General features: G+C 61.3%; 12 protein-coding genes and 1 tRNA gene. 6 read left to right on the plus strand and 7 right to left on the minus strand.

From position 1 onward, the window contains the following. Window positions 1-170 precede the first annotated feature (170 nt). The 4 genes from IPI01_07915 (at window position 171) to IPI01_07930 (ending at window position 7,909) form a co-directional block, all read left to right on the plus strand. Entirely contained in the window at window positions 171-3,653 is a 3,483-nt protein-coding gene (locus tag IPI01_07915) for a hypothetical protein (protein ID MBK7257714.1), read from the plus strand. A 10-nt stretch (window positions 3,654-3,663) separates the two neighbouring features. Further along, complete coding sequence (locus tag IPI01_07920; GenBank protein MBK7257715.1) at window positions 3,664-6,156, plus strand: hypothetical protein; 2,493 nt, start codon at window positions 3,664-3,666, stop codon at window positions 6,154-6,156. A gap of 8 nt (window positions 6,157-6,164) precedes the next feature. Continuing rightward, a complete protein-coding gene (locus tag IPI01_07925; protein ID MBK7257716.1) occupies window positions 6,165-7,109 on the plus strand; it encodes a hypothetical protein in 945 nt (314 codons plus the stop codon). Between the two features lie 101 nt (window positions 7,110-7,210). Continuing rightward, entirely contained in the window at window positions 7,211-7,909 is a 699-nt protein-coding gene (locus IPI01_07930; protein MBK7257717.1) for a hypothetical protein, read from the plus strand. Window positions 7,910-8,050: 141 nt separating this feature from the next. Here IPI01_07930 and IPI01_07935 read toward each other — a convergent pair whose 3' ends face one another. The 5 genes from IPI01_07935 to IPI01_07955 form a co-directional block, all read right to left on the minus strand. After that, entirely contained in the window at window positions 8,051-8,287 is a 237-nt protein-coding gene (locus tag IPI01_07935; GenBank protein ID MBK7257718.1) for a hypothetical protein, read from the minus strand. Between the two features lie 33 nt (window positions 8,288-8,320). Further along, a complete protein-coding gene (locus IPI01_07940; GenBank protein MBK7257719.1) occupies window positions 8,321-9,010 on the minus strand; it encodes a T9SS type A sorting domain-containing protein in 690 nt (229 codons plus the stop codon). A 321-nt stretch (window positions 9,011-9,331) separates the two neighbouring features. Continuing rightward, window positions 9,332-9,607, minus strand: a complete 276-nt coding sequence (locus tag IPI01_07945; protein ID MBK7257720.1) for an NYN domain-containing protein — start codon at window positions 9,605-9,607, stop codon at window positions 9,332-9,334. A gap of 502 nt (window positions 9,608-10,109) precedes the next feature. Then, window positions 10,110-10,183, minus strand: a tRNA-His gene (locus tag IPI01_07950). A gap of 65 nt (window positions 10,184-10,248) precedes the next feature. Beyond that, on the minus strand, window positions 10,249-10,755 hold the full coding sequence (locus IPI01_07955; protein ID MBK7257721.1) for a GNAT family N-acetyltransferase: 507 nt from the start codon (window positions 10,753-10,755) through the stop codon (window positions 10,249-10,251). A gap of 127 nt (window positions 10,756-10,882) precedes the next feature. Here IPI01_07955 and IPI01_07960 point away from each other — a divergent pair, with 127 nt between their 5' ends. Beyond that, entirely contained in the window at window positions 10,883-12,871 is a 1,989-nt protein-coding gene (locus IPI01_07960) for a tetratricopeptide repeat protein (GenBank protein MBK7257722.1), read from the plus strand. A gap of 20 nt (window positions 12,872-12,891) precedes the next feature. Here the strand turns inward: IPI01_07960 and IPI01_07965 are convergent, their stop codons facing one another. Together IPI01_07965 and IPI01_07970 are read right to left on the minus strand one after the other, a co-directional pair. Continuing rightward, a complete protein-coding gene (locus IPI01_07965; GenBank protein ID MBK7257723.1) occupies window positions 12,892-13,860 on the minus strand; it encodes a glycosyltransferase in 969 nt (322 codons plus the stop codon). A 16-nt stretch (window positions 13,861-13,876) separates the two neighbouring features. Then, entirely contained in the window at window positions 13,877-15,259 is a 1,383-nt protein-coding gene (locus tag IPI01_07970) for a dipeptidase (protein ID MBK7257724.1), read from the minus strand. A gap of 145 nt (window positions 15,260-15,404) precedes the next feature. On the opposite strand from IPI01_07970, the gene IPI01_07975 reads away from it, so the two are divergent. Further along, a complete protein-coding gene (locus IPI01_07975; GenBank protein MBK7257725.1) occupies window positions 15,405-16,202 on the plus strand; it encodes an alpha/beta fold hydrolase in 798 nt (265 codons plus the stop codon). Window positions 16,203-16,240: the final 38 nt, after the last annotated feature.

The following is a 16,240-nucleotide window of genomic DNA, read 5'->3' on the forward strand; positions in this document are numbered from 1 at the left end:
AGAGTGCCTCTTGGCCGCACGACTCATGCTGCATGAGCAGTACCCTGCCACGGCTTTCCCACCGGGCCCGCGCACAGTTGCGCCACTCCCTTCACATTCATCTGATCTCACCACTCCGGAATCCCCGTCCCTCCTGATCCGGCACGACCGTTCACCGCAACGGAGGAGCCATGAAGCATCTCCCGGCCGCAGCCTTTCTGCTCACACTTCTCATCCCGGGCCTCACGCATACCCGATCCCAGACACTCCTGCCCGCTCCTGCGAAGCCGTTCCCCCGGACGCTGATCGCTGGAACGTTCAGGATCGAGGTTGAGCGCTACGATATCAATGTCGTGGCCGGCCCCCGGAGCGGCATCGGACGTGTACGGTTCAACTGCCTCCCGATCTTTCCACCCTTCCCATGGGGTAACATACCGCGCTCTCCGAGGACCTTTGCGGTGGTCGAGTCCATCGAGGATTCATCCCGCCAGATCCACATTGACGACGCACTGCTTGTTTCGCCTGAAGCCCGCATCGGCGAGAAGATACAGCTTGAGCTTCCGCAACGGTCCACGGCGGCGCAACTCCTCAAGGACAAGAATCACCTCCTCGGTATTCTCCATGACCTCAATGGGCCACAGGGAATACGCGTCCGGTTCACCGGCGCACAGTGGTCCGGCCCGGCCGCGGCCACGGTGGTGCTGACCGCCGGAGAAGCGGTCTACCCCACCTCACCGGCGATCCCCACACCGCCGGCGTATGTGATCGCATCCGCCGGATTCGGCCTCGCCATCGATTCGCTGATCATCACGCCGGTCCGCGCGAGCGTGAAGGGGAACATCCGCCTTCCGGTGTGCATGGTGAGTGCGGTCCAGTGCATACGGTCTGAGTTAGCGCTCCCATGGACACCGATCACCGTCCTCTGTGATCTATACCGTGAAGTGCCCGACTCTTCGTACGGCCCGTTCTATGTCGGCGAGACGGGCATCCAGGTGCAGGGACGCGGATACACGATCGATTTTTCGAACACACATTCCGACGCATCGGGTGCTCCACCCCTTGCGGCAGGGTGGAAGGGCGTCGTCCTGCATGCGGGGGAAACCCCGGACCCGCCTTCGGCACCCGTGATCTCCAACCGGGGCTACGTGAAAGCGAAGTACACGTTCACCCACGGATTGATCACCGGGGCCGGACTCTCTGCACGTCTCAACCTCGCGGCACCTTTCACCTTCGAAACCCTCGAGCCGCTTGGCTATCGCGTTGCCCTGCATCCACCCAACGGATCGATCCGGCTCGGATCGTGCGGGGTGCAGTCCGGCGAGTTCTTCGCCGGCGAGATCCAGCTCCCGTCCGCGGCGATCCGGGATGAATCGGGCCAGCGCGTGGTGGCCGCGTATGACACCCTGCTCGTCCAGAGCGACATGGACCTTTTCGGTGCTGTGACGGTGAGAGGGGGATTCACCTGGGGTGAGTTCTTCAAGACCTCCGGTTCGCCGCGTTACTATCAGCTCGGACAGGATCTCATCCTCGGGCAACCTGCACGCGGGTTCTGCTATCTTGCTGCGCGGCAGCGCGCACCGTACTACCCCACGGCCGGTGGGACGTTCCAGCGGCCTGTCACCGACACCGCGGACATCACTCTCGAGGCACAGGGTATCCAGGGCGTGACGCTCACGAATCTTCGCGGGCGGAAGTTCACGATCTGGACCCAGGACGTGCCGGGTGGGACGATCCTGCAACCGCGCAAACTCGACTTCGCGGACTCCAGCGTGATCGTGGATTGGATGAACGTCATCGGCACCGGGATCCACACGGAGGTGATCATTGCCAAGTTCATCGCACAGAAGGACGAGGTGAAGCTCGGTCCCACCTGGTCCACCGACCCCCGCTATCTCGGCGGCGGCCCGTTGCGTGTCTCATTCAAGTCCGAGCCGCGCTCCAAACAACGCCTGATGCGCATGCGATTCGTCGAGAGTGCGACATGGGACAGTAACTTCGACGGAAGGATCTTCCTCGGCGGCCCGGTCAACGATACGACACGCTTCTCCAACCTCGTCTTCACCTCTACGGCTGAAGCAGGGGGCGCGCAACTCGATCTCTCGCACACACTGAGCATGAAGTACTGGGGCGTGTCCCTCGTTCCGGAGGATTCCACACAAGCTGCGGGCGTGGTGTGCGTGAAGCTCGGCGTGATCTACACCACGGCAGCCGGCATCGCCGAACCGCGGCATTTTGCACGCCCGTTCTGGCTGACGTGGGGTGAGATCCTGGCCACGGGTAACCTCGGCAGGCTTTCCTTCGACTACAACGGGCGGAGCCAGTGCTTCGACAGGATCCCGTATGCACCGTCATTCGTCGGGCTGTCGGACTACAATCCCGCCGCTCCGAACGATTCCGGGTACCTCGTCACCTACGGCGATCTGGCCTTCAGCTTCTTCGGCGCAAAGCCGCTCTGGGTGTATGACTGGAGATCGCCGAATCGCCCGGACGGCGTCTACGCCGGGCGCACGGTGCGCACGCCGCTGAGTTCCTCCTATGGCAGAGGGATCTCCGACCTCCATCTGGCAAGGGACTGGGGTGATGGTGTCGCCGATCTGGACTTCAGGGTCGGGTACGACAGTCTGCAGCAGGACGGCTTCACGGGGCCCGGAACGGCGACGATCACCCGGTATGTCCTGTTCGACAGCCCGCTCCCCGGTCGCATCGATGTGAAGGCTGAACGATCATGCTTCTCCCTGAGCCGCGCATCCGAAGGCGGCGTGAATCTCGGCCCGCTCCTCACGATGAGTGCGATGAAGAACATCTGGGGATGTGGTTGCATCGTCGGTGACAAACTTGAACGCGTCGCGGTGGGTGGTGAACTGTCGGCGAACGCCGGGGCGGGGTTCAGCATCGTCGGTCGGACCGCCGGTGCCGTAAGCGTGGCCATCGGATACACGCCCTCGCGCACGGACATGCTCTTCGCGGGTGATGCGTATGCCGTTCTCTTAACGCGCAACATCGAGGTGATAGGCTACATCACGCTGTCGATCGATCGCGATGCCGACTACGCCGAAGGATACCTCAAGGGCATCGTCGACATGAACAGCCTCCTCGCGGGGACATCCGGTGCAGGCGAGCTGCAGTGGCACATCGGGGCCGACCACGAGACGATCCAGGGGCGCGTTGCGGTCTCGATGTACTCCATGGGCGGCGGTGCATCGGGTGCTTCCTCCAGCAACAAGGAGGCCGGCCTCTGGTTCGGGATCAACTCCAACAAGGACAACATCTGGGTGATGGATGGGATCAGCGGACGCTTCGGGCTGAACAAACAGGCGCTGCCGCAGCGCATCACCGGCGTGTACGCCTATGTGAGCTGGGGTGATGCGAAGAATTTTGGCTATGTCTTCTCCGGAGGATATCAGGCATTCGCCGCGCTCGGCGCGTTCGCGGGATATGGTGGCGACATCGGCGGTGGATTCGGTCTCATCGGCAATGTCGGGCTGTACCTCTGGGGGAAGATCCTGGGCGGGATCGTGAGCGCGGACGCATGGGGAAACCTGCAGCTCATCGTGGGCTATCCCCCCGCCTTCGCCGGGGAGATCGGCATGGATGCCTGTGTCTTCCTCGTGTTCTGCGGCGGGACGACGCTCCATTGCGGCTTCAATGCCAGCCAGGGATTCTACATTTACTGACGGAGATATCATGAACACTCGATCATATTTCGCGGGTCACGGTGCTCCGGCGGTTCGCTGGCGCACCGTGGTCCGCGGCGCAACGTTCCTGGCTGTGGCGCTTCTGGCCCTTGCCACTCCACACGCAGCATTCGCGCAGGACCTCAGCGCAGCCACGCAGCCGGCACCCGCGAAACGGGTACTGCTCACATGGAGCGCCGACTCCTCCGGCACGCCCATCCGGGGATACCATCTGTACCGCAAGCTCGGTGGAGCGGCAACATATCCCCCGTCGCCGCTGAATGCAGCCGTGATCGCGCCGGTCACCGACACGACGGCGTTCAAGAGCATCATCCCCCGTGATTCCGACGACTGGAACACGATCGCGTACGCGCTCGCGGACAGCACCGGCGCAGGCGGTGCGATCCAGCCACTGGCGAACGTCTTTTCGATCGTCCACTTCCCTGCCGGCTCGCCGCAGTGGCGGCGCGTCCAGATCCTCGCTGCTGCCCGTCCCGCTATTGCGCAGGTCATGGGACAGTCGTTCATCGACGGCAGTGTCGTGAACGGTACTCCGTACTCGTACCGTATTGTCCGCGTGGGCACCGGAGGCACCGAACTGCCGGCGTCGGGAGTGAACGAAACTGCTGTCACGGCAGGGATTCCAGCGCCCATCCCCGTGCCTGCGAACGTCCGGCCGGTCATCGGGGACGCAAAGATCCAGATCCTGTGGAACAAGCCACCTGCCGCGTTCTCATCGTTCGTGGTGGTCCGGTCGACGAGCCTCTTCGGACCATACCGGAAGGTCAACGACGCCGACGTGAGTGCCGAGATCTCCCTGGACCTGGACAGTGCCGCGGTGGCACCGATCGCTCACGGCTTCACGGACTACGAGCGCTGGGGAGCCCTCGGCGATCCTGAGCCGCGCACCGTTCCGGGCAATCCGTTCCCGTTCGCCGGCCCGGCCAATGGCGTGAAATACTGGTACCGCGTGCAGCTCAGGGATGTGCTCGGAAACACAGGGCCGCTATCGAATGCCGTGTCGGGCATACCCGTGGACAGGACGCCGCCCGCCGTGCCGGGAGACATCATGGTGGATGCCATCGAGGCCAGCAGCGCATTCAGGGTCCGCTGGTCGAAGGTTCGCCACGATGTCGACGGTCACCGGGAAGCCGTCGCATCGTACAGGGTGTACCGGTATACCCAGGGACAGCATCCCGATAGCGGAGCGGTGCTCGTCCCCCCGGTTGTGACCGCTCCGCTTCCCAACGACAGTCTCGTCTTCACAGCATTCGACAGCACAGCGGGTTTGCGGAGCGCATGTCTGGACAGCACCCTCTTCTTCCGCGTCGAGGCGCGCGACAACGCCGGCAACGTATCGCGGCGGTCCATCGCCGTCGGCGCAGCGCTCAAGGATATTACGCCTCCATCGATCGTGACCGGTACGACGGCGACGGGGTTCGATGACTTCATCCGGGTGAAGTGGGAACTCAGCACGGAGTGCGGGGTGGATCAGTACCTCATCTTCCGGTCGCACTGTGACCGCGGGGGGTGGTATCCCTGCCGGTCGGCGGCGGATGCGGGCGGCGTGATCCACGACATCTCCACGAATGGCAAGCGGGATTGCGGAGGCCCGTTCGTGCTGGTCGGCATCGTGTCCGCGTCGGATGCGAAGGCGCTTGGCAACCCTACGTACTTCGATGATCATTCCGTGCCGGCGGGGTCCCCGCTGTGTTATGCGTACCTCGTCAAGGCGCAGGATCATGCACAGAACATCAGCGGCAGACTCCCACTTCCACTCTCATCGGAGATCATCGTCTGCGAACATCTGCGCGACAGAACGCCACCCGAGCCCGCGATCGTTGCGGGGCTGATGGCGCGCGACAGCGCGATCCAGGTGGACTACATCGGCCCGCCGGTCCAGGACATTGCGGCGTACCATGTGTTCCGCTCGGAGTCGCAGGCCGGACCGTATGCGTGGGTGGGGGGCATGACCGTCGTGCTTCCTCCCGGCACGGGAAGCCGCTTGCAGGCGCCGTATGCGGCGCCACCCGCGGTAGGATGCGACAGCATCCCGCTGGTGAGCAATCCGTACATGAGTATCGGTTCGTGGACGGACAGCACGGCCGACCGCAAGCGGATCTACTGGTACAAAGTGCTGGGTGTCGACAGGGCGGGGAACCAGAGCCGCCCGGACAGTGCACTGGCCATCGGCACGTTCACATTCGCATCGAACCGTGAGACACCACCGCAGATCCTCGCCGTACTGCCGGCGGACGACCCGTGCGGACTCACGCTCGTCTGGACCCCGGGATACGACACCTCGAAGGTTCAGGGCTTCTTCGTCTTCCGGAGTACGTCGGCGAACGGACAGTACTATCAGATCGAGAGCCTGCAACGGTCCAGCAGTTATACGGACGTCTCCGTTGCGCGGAACACGAACTACTATTACCGGGTCGTTGCGCTCCGGCGCGACGGGATGTTGACGAAGTTGTCAGACCCGAAACCCGGCAATCATCCATAGGAGGCGTGATGAGGACAGTGCAGAGAGTGAGCCGCCTGTTGCTACTCGGATCCGCGCTGCTGATCATCGGGGGGAGCGCACGGTCGCAGAACCCCGATCCGGCCGCAGCAGAGAAATACAGCTGGGGGTTCCGGAACTTCACCGACACGTTGTTCACGTGGGACATCTATTCCCACTCCTTTTTCGGGATACCCGTAGATCCGGAAGGCACGTGGCTTTCGGCCACCTTCGACAAGCTCTTCTATGAGCAGGCGTTCAGGAAGAAGCTGCCCGATCCCAACAATGACGGGGGGCTTGGCAATTGCTACGGCATCTGCCTCCTGAGCCTGATGGTGAACAAGTTCGGGGGGTACTATGGCTACTGCGCTCCGACGGGCAGTTATCGGGGCGATACGGTCTGGTCCGGGGCGAAGGGGCCGGACGACCCCGGCTTGCGCAGGCTCGTCAACATCATGCACGGCCGGCAGTTGTCGCTTGCCTCCATCGAGACCTATCTCGACCAGGCGCAGCTGGGCCATTCGCAGAACTCGAACTTCGCGGTAGCCCTTGCGCGTCAGGCCATCGGAAAAGAAGGCCCGTGTATCATCTCCATTACGAAGACCACGAACCCGATCAGCGGCGGCGGACATTCGCTCATCGCCTATGGAGTAACGACCGACGGGTCCGGGAATTCGAAGATCTGGGTCGTGGATCCGAACCGGCTCTGGGCTGTGCCGTCATCCCGGGACCGCGGGTGGTACCAGGGAGACAGTAACTACGTCTCCTGTGCCCCCGGTGGGAGTTGGAACTTCACCATGAAAGGGGGGGAGGTCTGGCCTTCGTCCGGCGGCCATCTCATCATCATCCCGATCTCGATGATCGGCACACCCGGACGGGTGCCGTCGTCGCTGGGGCTTTCGGTAAGTGAGTTGCTGAGCAAGTTCTTTCTGTCGGGAGTAGCGAAGACTTATTGAAGATGGAGGATGGAAGATCGAGGATGGAAGATGGAAGTTGGAAGACGGAGGATCGAGGACGGAGGATTGTCCATATTCACAACACATACCCGGAGGGTAGGATGATACGAGCCAATACGAACAATGTGCAGTCGCTCATGACGAGCGTGATCGTGCTTGTGCTGTGTCTTGGTCTGGCCGGATGCAGCGGATGTCAGCAGCCGACCGTCGTTGACGCCCCGGCATCTGCGTTGGATCTCAAGATCTCGGTGCTGGATCTTGCCGAGATGCCCTCAGATGGCAAAGTGATCGTGGTGATGCAGTTCTTCCAGGGCAGCTCAACCGTGGAGTTGGGATCGGCGATCACGCTGAAATGCAATGGTGTTGTGCTTCCCTGGAACGGATTGATGTTCGGGCACGCCGAGCGGATCCCCATCCAGCCCTTCGGAGGGACCTATACCTGCACATTCACCCGGGGAGGTGTGACAACCACAGCGAATGTCACGGTGCCGGCGCGGCCCATATTCTCGTCCCCCACCCTTTCTGGCGCACTACTTGCACGTTCCACTACATTTTCCATACATTACATACCGGGGGGCGGGACGTCCGTCCGCGGAGGTGCGAACGATGCATCAAACGCCGCGAACAATTCGCAGCCTGATGACGGGATACACGACGGACTCGATGTCAGCGCCTTCGTCCCGGGGCCGGGAACCCTGAGCATCACACGGACGCTGGAGGGAGCCCTGTCCGGGACGGGCTTCGCATCGGCGAAGACCAAATACGACACGAACACAACTATAGCGATTACATGGCTGTGAGCATCGAGGATCGGAGAAGGAGGCAGGGAGTGCACGCGGACCGGAGAAGATCAGATGCCCCATGGCCACTCTCACCAGGAGGCAGGCATGCGTGGCACAATCCGGGGTGGCAGCGGATACATCCTTGCGGTACTCGTGGCGCTATGCGCGACCATGGAGGGATGTGTCGGATGTTGCACCCCATCGATCTATCATGGACCGGCGTCCGGCCTTGATGTACGGATCACGGTGCTGGATCTTGACGAGAAGCCCGGTGATGGCAAAGTAATGACCGTCGTTCAATTCCTCTTCAGCGGGAATCCGGTGCAGATCGATCCCGGCATCACCGTCCAGTGCAATGGCATCACGATGTCCTGGTACGGCTCGTTCTACGGCCATGCCGAGCGCATCCCGCAACAGCCTGCGAAAGGGTCATACGTGATCACGTACAAGGATGCAGGCATCATCAGCACCGCGCGCGTCACAGTGCCGGAGCGACCCGTCTTCGCCGCGCCCACCATCGCGGGCGCCACACTGTCCCGTTCGGACAAATTCACGATCCGCTATGTCGCGGGTTCGGGGAACACCGTGCTGGGGAGGGCAAGCGATGCATCCAGGAACGTCAGCAACTCCCAGGTCGATGATGGGAGCCTGGATGGCTTGGATGTGAGCGGCTTCGATCCGGGTCCGGGAAAGCTCAGCATCACGCGAACGCAGGAGTGGAGTGTGGATGACACAGGCTTCCACTCCGTGGACGCGACCTTCAGCATGAACAGACAGGTCCCCGTCACCTGGCGGCAGTGACACGGAGAACACCGGACCCGGCCCATCGTGAGCCGGGTCCGGAGTTGCACATCGATCCCGTGAAACGTACTTCATGAGGATCAATCTCCGCGTTTCAGAGAAGCCATCCACGCTGAGGCGGCAGAGGTAGACGTCGCTCGCCAGATCGCTGGCATTGCAAGCCGCCGCGTACACCCCGGGTTGCCACCGCCCTTCGTACAGATCCGCCACCTCGCGTCCCAAGACATCATACACCTTCAACGATGCATAACCAGCGTCTGCAATCCGGAAGACGATCTGTGTCGTTCCGTTGAGCGGATGCGGATAGTGCCATTCCAATCCTGTGATGGAGGGGCGTTCAGGGCAGGAGCTTGCGTCCGTACCCGTGCTGACCGAGGACGGCGGTGGGTGCGGAGAGAAGGAAGACGAGGAGCCACTTCTTCATGTTCGCTTTCGATGGTTTACATCAGGGGTACGAAGCACGTGCGGAGCTACGGAGAGAAGCACGTGTCCGGTTCAATATCACGCGTGGTTGCTTGAATGCCAGGGAATGGGGTGAACGGGGATCGTGGATGCTGAGTACAGGAATTGAATCGGGTAGTAAACGATTGAACCCGGCGAAGGGCCGGGTTCAAAACGGATGTGCTATCTAAGATGTGATCACATGGTCCGATGAGAGTTGAATGCTTTGAGGAGAACCCCTTTGGAGTATTTGATCGCCGGGAGGTCCGACACCAGGACCATCTCGATGTTCTTTGATCGAGCAAAGCTTATTGCCGGGACAAAGTCTGCGTCTGAGGTCGCGAGCAATATCCTCCCAACTTTCTTGTCAATCGCTAGCTTCGCCACATCCAGGCCGATCTTCATGTCAACCTGCTTCTGGGACAGCACCGGCACAAAATCCTCGTCTGTGAGGGGTCCCGGCTTCTTGATCAAGCGATCGATCGATTCCTGCTTGAGTTGCCACCCATCAAATGACAAATGACCAGCCCGATACGTGAAAAAGGGGTTATGCTTCAGATCATGTTGGAATGCTTGTGCTCGGTGATAGACGCGAGTCGACGAGAAGTCAAAGTCTCTACGCGACACCGGAAGGGGCCTGGTCTCTGCGAATGGGGGGCAATCGTAGAAGTACACTCCCACAATATCCTCCCCCAGGTGGCCCAGTCTCTTACAGGACACTTCAAGTTCGGCCACTGACGGCCGATGGCCGATCTTGCGCTCGAGAATTCGACGGGTGAAGTCCCCGTCAAGCAATATAGCAATCTGCATTACTCCCCCCAAAAAATGTGACCCCCCGGCACGAATCGTGCCGGGGGGTCGGTGCCGGCCTACCGGCGTATCGGATTATGAAGCTGCTCAAATGTACCTATTGCGCCTGCATTTGTCAAGGTAAAACATCGCCTTCATCGGCACCTGAGAATTGGCGTTTCTGAAGTACTGGCGACTGGATTTGAACCAGTGACCCCCAGATCCACAATCTGGTGCTCTAACCAACTGAGCTACGCCAGCAAAATCCCCGTGAGGGGATAGATAATATACTCAATCCCCTCGATATTTTCAACTGCTTCGCGCCCTCATTTCACCGGTGATCTTCCGGTGTTGCCGAATCGCTTCACCATCGTCACAGAAGTCCCCACCAGGCCTACAGGCGTGAAGCCCGCACGCAGATACAACCGCTTCGCCGGATTGTCGTCATCTACGCTCAGAGATACTCCCGGAAATCGCTCCGCGGCTTCCTCAAGCACACGCGCCAACAGACCGGTCCCGATCCCCTGGCCCCGGTATTCCCTCACCACCGACATGGCGAGTTCCGGGGTCTCCTCATCAACATACCCGAATCCCTTTGGTTCGCCGCCCAGCAGCCGTGTCCACGCAGCACCGACCACGCGTTCGCCCTCACACGCCACAACGCCGAGGTCGCCTTCCCTACCCCATGCTTTCGCATACTGCCTGATGGCGGGGATATCAAGAATGTCGCGCGGGTACGGCGGCTCGCCAGGCGGGACATGCACAGCAAGGTATGTGAATTCCCAGAGCAGTGCAGCGTCCCCGGGTTCCAGCGAACGGATGAATATCGACATCTTTTCTTCCAGCTTCGTCGTGTTTGCTGCACGTTGCGATCGGGCCCTCATAGGGGCCAGACCACCCCCGCCGATCCAGTTGCATTTGAAGCGCAGTCCTCGTACTTTCGTCGCAAAAGAGAGCCTGATGCGAGCCGAATTCGAACACTTCATCAAGATCGGTGCGTTCTTCGTAGGATCGATCCTGCTCTTTCCGGCCTCACGAAGCAATGCCGGACCGGACAGCGTGCAAGCCCCCACGGCAAGCGCAGTCCGTTACGCAGCGACCGCGCTCTTCGACTCGGCCCGCTTCACCGCAGAAACCGACCCCGCAACCTCTCTCCGGTGTGCACTCCGCGGACTTGCGATCTCCCGAACCAATGGCGATCTCCGGCTTCAGGCACTTGGATGCCAGCTTGCCGGCGAGGCGTACTTTCAAAGCGGCGCGAACGATTCCTCCGAAGCGTACCATCTCCGCGCGCTGGACCTCGCACGTTCTGCAGGCGACGACTCGCTCATAGCCGCAGCGTTGAACAATGCCGGGTTGATGGCATATACGCGGGGCGACCCCACCGTCGCACTCCAACAGGGATTCGAAGCCCTGACCATCGCACGCCGGGCCGGCCACCTCGTGCTCGGGGTGCGTATCGACAATCATCTTGGACTTGCCGCACGGGACTTCGGTACCTCGGTGAGCGATATCGGGTTCTTCCGTCGCGCTCTCGCCGCCGCCATGGCCCTTGGGGATTCCGAGGGCGTCGCGATCACCCGCAATCATCTCGGAAGCTGGATGGCCAGCCGCGGATCTCTCGATTCCGCTCTCATCTACTATGAGGCATTACTGGCCTATCGCACAAGGACGAGCCCCGGGTCCAATAGTATCGCTGTCCTGCTCAATAACATCGGCAATGTCTACCGGATGCAGCGACGCTACGGGGAGGCTGAGGAGAGCTACAGGAAGTCCCATGCCACCAGTATGCACACGGGAAGCGGAAACCTCATCGCGACAACGTACAAGAACATGGCCATCCTCGCCCGCGAGAAGGGCGATCATGCACGGGCCCTCGCCTGCGCCCGCAAGGCTGAGGCCATCAGCCTGTCCATCGGCCTCTCACGCATCGCCATTCTGAGCGCACAGGAGATCCCGCTCAACCTTGCCGCCCAGGGGAACTACCGCCTGGCATACGACAGCCTCGTCGCCTTCATTCGCCTCAGAGATTCCCTGGACAACGAAAGGAACGGACGCCACCTTGCCGAGCTCCAGGTCCGCTTCGATTCCGAACGGAAGGAGCAGATCATCCAGCAACTGGCCCTCGAACAGGCCAGATCCGTCAGGAACTACCTCATCGCGCTGGCCGCGCTGAGCCTCCTCCTGGGGCTCGTCCTGTTCTTCCGCTACCGCGAGAGAAGCAGTGCGGCCAGAGAACTGGCGGCACGTCAGGGGGAACTCGAGCATCTCAATGCGGCATTGGTGGCGCGCAATGAACAGCTACAGTCTTCCGAGACCCACCTGCGCGATTCACTGCAGGAGAAAGAGATCCTCCTCAAGGAGATCCATCACCGGGTCAAGAACAATCTCCAGGTCGTCTCCAGCCTTCTCAGTCTTCAATCGGACAATGTCATCGACGAACACTCACGCGGCCTCATGCTCGAAAGCCAGGACCGGATCAGGGCCATGGCGCTCGTTCACGAGCGACTGTACAGGACCGGAACGTTCATGGGGATCGACCTCGCGGATTACCTCGCGGACCTCGTGAATCATCTCCAGAGCTCGCACGGGAGCCGCCGGGTGCGCATCGATGTGTCGAGCGATCCGATCTCCGTCACCCTCGATGTCGCTATCCCGCTCGGACTGATCGTGAGCGAACTGGTGACCAACGCATTCAAACATGCATTCCCGGGGGATGCGGAAGGAACCATCAGGGTCACCGCACGATCCTCCCCGGACGGAGAATGTGTGCTGACCGTTGCCGACAACGGGCAGGGGCTTCCCCCCGCACCGGAGAACGCAAAGGGCTCAACACTCGGCCTTCACCTCGTGGAGATCCTCGTGGAACAGATCGAAGGCCGGTGTCAGATCACGACCGCCGGTGGCACACGATTCGATGTGCGGTTCCCGCTCACTCACGGAAGCTGACAGCGCGCCTGCCGGACCGCTCAGGCGAGCCCCTGCAACACCTCCCAGAACCGGTTTCGGAATGCCCTGTCGTTCTCGACGAACCACGAGCGCGCCGCTTCACCGAGACGCTTCCGCTCTTCGATGGGCATCGCGAAGATCCCGCGCATGGCAACGGCAAGTTTCTGCTCATCCACATAGAAGTTCGTGCCTACTGCCTGCGGTGCAACACGATCGTAGCCGACCAGGACGCCCCGCTCATTCGTGACAAGCTCGTTCATAGGCGGCGCGTCGGTGCTCACGACCAGTGCACCGCAACTCATCGCCTCCGCAAGATAATGTCCGTATCCCTCGGCCTCCGACGGGCACAGGTGGATCCCGCAATGATTCTGCGCCTCGTGGATCACACGCTCCGTCAGGAATCCGCGCTCGAGGCGAATGTTGGAAGCCCCGATGGGCCGGGCCGAGGGTTCGTACCAGTACATTTCCAGTGTCGGGAAGGAAGGGTTGTCGAGCCATGTCCGGTTCACGGCCATGCTCCCCTTCTGGAGGCTGCTCCCCGCGACGTGAATGCACGCGCCAAAGTCCTTCCGAATGCCCGGGTTGTACCGGTCCAGTGTCGTGAACCCCGTGTAGATCGACCGCAGACCGAGTTCCGCGAACAGCCTCTCGGCAAAATGCGTCTTGCTCAGGACCACATCCAATCGCGACAGCAGCGCACGGCTTCCTTCGCTCAACCACTCCTGATGCGGCATCAGGCAGTTCACGCGTGCGAACGGCAACCACTGTTCACTGATCTCTTCCACGAACACGTTGATGTCGTACCGCTTTCGCGGAAGCAATGTATAGATCGCACGCCGGACCCCACGCCGGAGACGCGGAGCGAGGGCGGGATCGAAAGCCGTGATCGTCAGTTCAACCGGCCTGCCGCGGAGGACCGCACGAAAGACCCGGAGGTCACGCCTCAGGCCAACGGTGTGCACATGAAGGAGGATGTTGACACGTAGCATGCGAAGCCCCCCGGGCTCAGCCCCCCTTCTTCATGAACGCAGGCAACTCATTCAGAAAATGTGCCGCGGTGCGGATCCCGCCGAAGAAGTTCGGCAAATGCATGAACTCGTCCGGGGCATGGGCGTTCTCATCGGGCAATCCGAACCCGAGAAGCACCGTATCGATCTTGAGCAGCTTCTTGAATTGCACGACGATCGGAATGGAACCGCCTTCGCGTTGATAGAGCGGCTTCTTGCCGAAGCCCTTCTCCAGTGCCGCGTACGCAGCACGCACGCCCGGACTGTCGATGGGGGTGATCGCGGGCTCACCGCCATGCAGCGACTGCACGGTGACCGTCACGCCGGGAGGCGCGATCTTCCTGATGTACTTCGTGAACAGCGCACTGACCTTCTTCGAGGACTGGTCCGGAACGAGGCGCATCGAGATCTTCGCCGACGCCTTGCTCGGCAGCACGGTCTTTGCACCTTCACCCGTGAAGCCACCCCAGATCCCGTTACACTCCAGCGTCGGACGCGCCCAGAGTCGCTCCAGCGTCGTGAATCCCCTCTCGCCGTACAGCTCCTTCACGCCGAGATCCTTCGCGTACTTCCTGTCGCTCCACGGCAGCTTCTTGTATGCGTCTCGCTCCTTCTTTGAAAGCGCACGGACATCATCATAGAAGCCGGGGATGGTGATGCGCCCCTTGCCATCATGCAGCTTCGCAATGATCTCCGCAAGTGCCTGAATGGGGTTGAGGATCGACCCGCCGTACGACCCCGAATGCAGGTCACCCTTCGGCCCTACCAGGTCGAGCTGCATGTAGGCGAGTCCGCGCAACCCGTAGCAGATCGACGGCACCCCACGGGCGAACATGGAGGTGTCCGAGACCATGACGAGGTCCGCCTTCAGGAGGTCCGCGTGCGTCTTGACGAACTCATCCAGATGCTCGCTCCCGATCTCTTCTTCACCCTCAATGATGAACTTCACATTCACCGGCAGCGTCCCCGTGGTCCGCATCATGGCCTCAATGGCCTTCAGATGGATGAAGACCTGCCCCTTGTCGTCCGATGCGCCGCGGGCATACAGGTCCTCGCCCCGCACCGTCGCTTCGAACGGCGGCGATGTCCAGAGCTCGAGCGGCTCGGGCGGTTGGACGTCATAGTGCCCGTAGATCAGGACCGTCGGCTTCCCCGGAGCGTCCATCCATGCCCCATACACGACCGGATGCCCGGGCGTTGCCATGATACGCACATCGGGTATGCCGATGGAGCGGAGGTGGTCCGCAACCCAGTCCGCACACCGGCGGATATCGCCTGCATTCTCGGGGTTGGTGCTGACGCTCGGAATGGCCAGGAACTCGGTGAGTTCCTTCAGGTAGCGTTCTTTGTTGTTTTCGATGTAGCCCAGGACATCCTTCATGGGAGCCTCGTTTGACCGGGAGAGTGACAAATATTTAACGAATATACCACAAGATTACGGCATGTTCAAGGAGACGGCGCGGGCGTCGCGTGACTCTGCCCGCCGATTTCCGTAGATTTGACCATACACTACGGGAGGCATGTCAATGCACGTCCAGGTCCAAACAGCACTGCTGCATGTGGTCGAAAAGGGGGATCCTGCGGCACTCCCCATCATCTTCATCCATGGCTTTCCCTTCAGTCACAAGATGTGGGATGCCCAGGTGGCCGCCCTGAACACACGCTATCGCACGATCGCCTACGACGTACGCGGGTTGGGTGAGAGCAGTATGGGAGATGGCCAGTACACGATCGAAGGGCACGTGGACGATCTGCTGGCGGTGATGGACCATCTCGGCATCGCGAAAGCCGTGATCGCCGGGTTGTCGATGGGAGGGTACATCACCCTCCGCGCACTGGAGCGGAACCCGGAACGGTTCCACGCGGCGATCCTGTGCAACACGCGGAGCGAAACGGACGGGAACGATGCAAAGATCATGCGCGCGCGAACCATGGCGGCGGTGAAATCCCGGGGTTCGAGCTGGTTCGCCGACGATTTCATCAAGAAGGTGTTCGCCGAATCGTCGTTCACGCGCGTCCCGGATGCTGTCGAACACATCCGCACGACCATCGCACGCACGCCGCCTCTTGCCATTGCCGGCACACTGCTCGCGCTCGCGGCAAGGAGCGACACGACGGCCGCACTCGAGAACATCAAGGTGCCGACGCTCATCATCGTGGGGGAGCACGACGTCACCACGCCTCCCGACGCATCACGCGCGATGCACGCGAAGATCCCCGGTTCCGAACTCCACATCATTCCTCACGCCGCGCACATGAGTGTGCTGGAGAACCCCGACGAGGTCAATCGCGTGATGCTGGCATTCCTGGCCCGCGTGAAGTAGCCCGGTGAGAAGCCCGTCGCACCAAGGGAGCCCCCCCG

This window comes from Ignavibacteriota bacterium, from assembly GCA_016707525.1.
Taxonomy (GTDB): domain Bacteria; phylum Bacteroidota; class Ignavibacteria; order UBA10030; family UBA6906; genus JAGDMK01.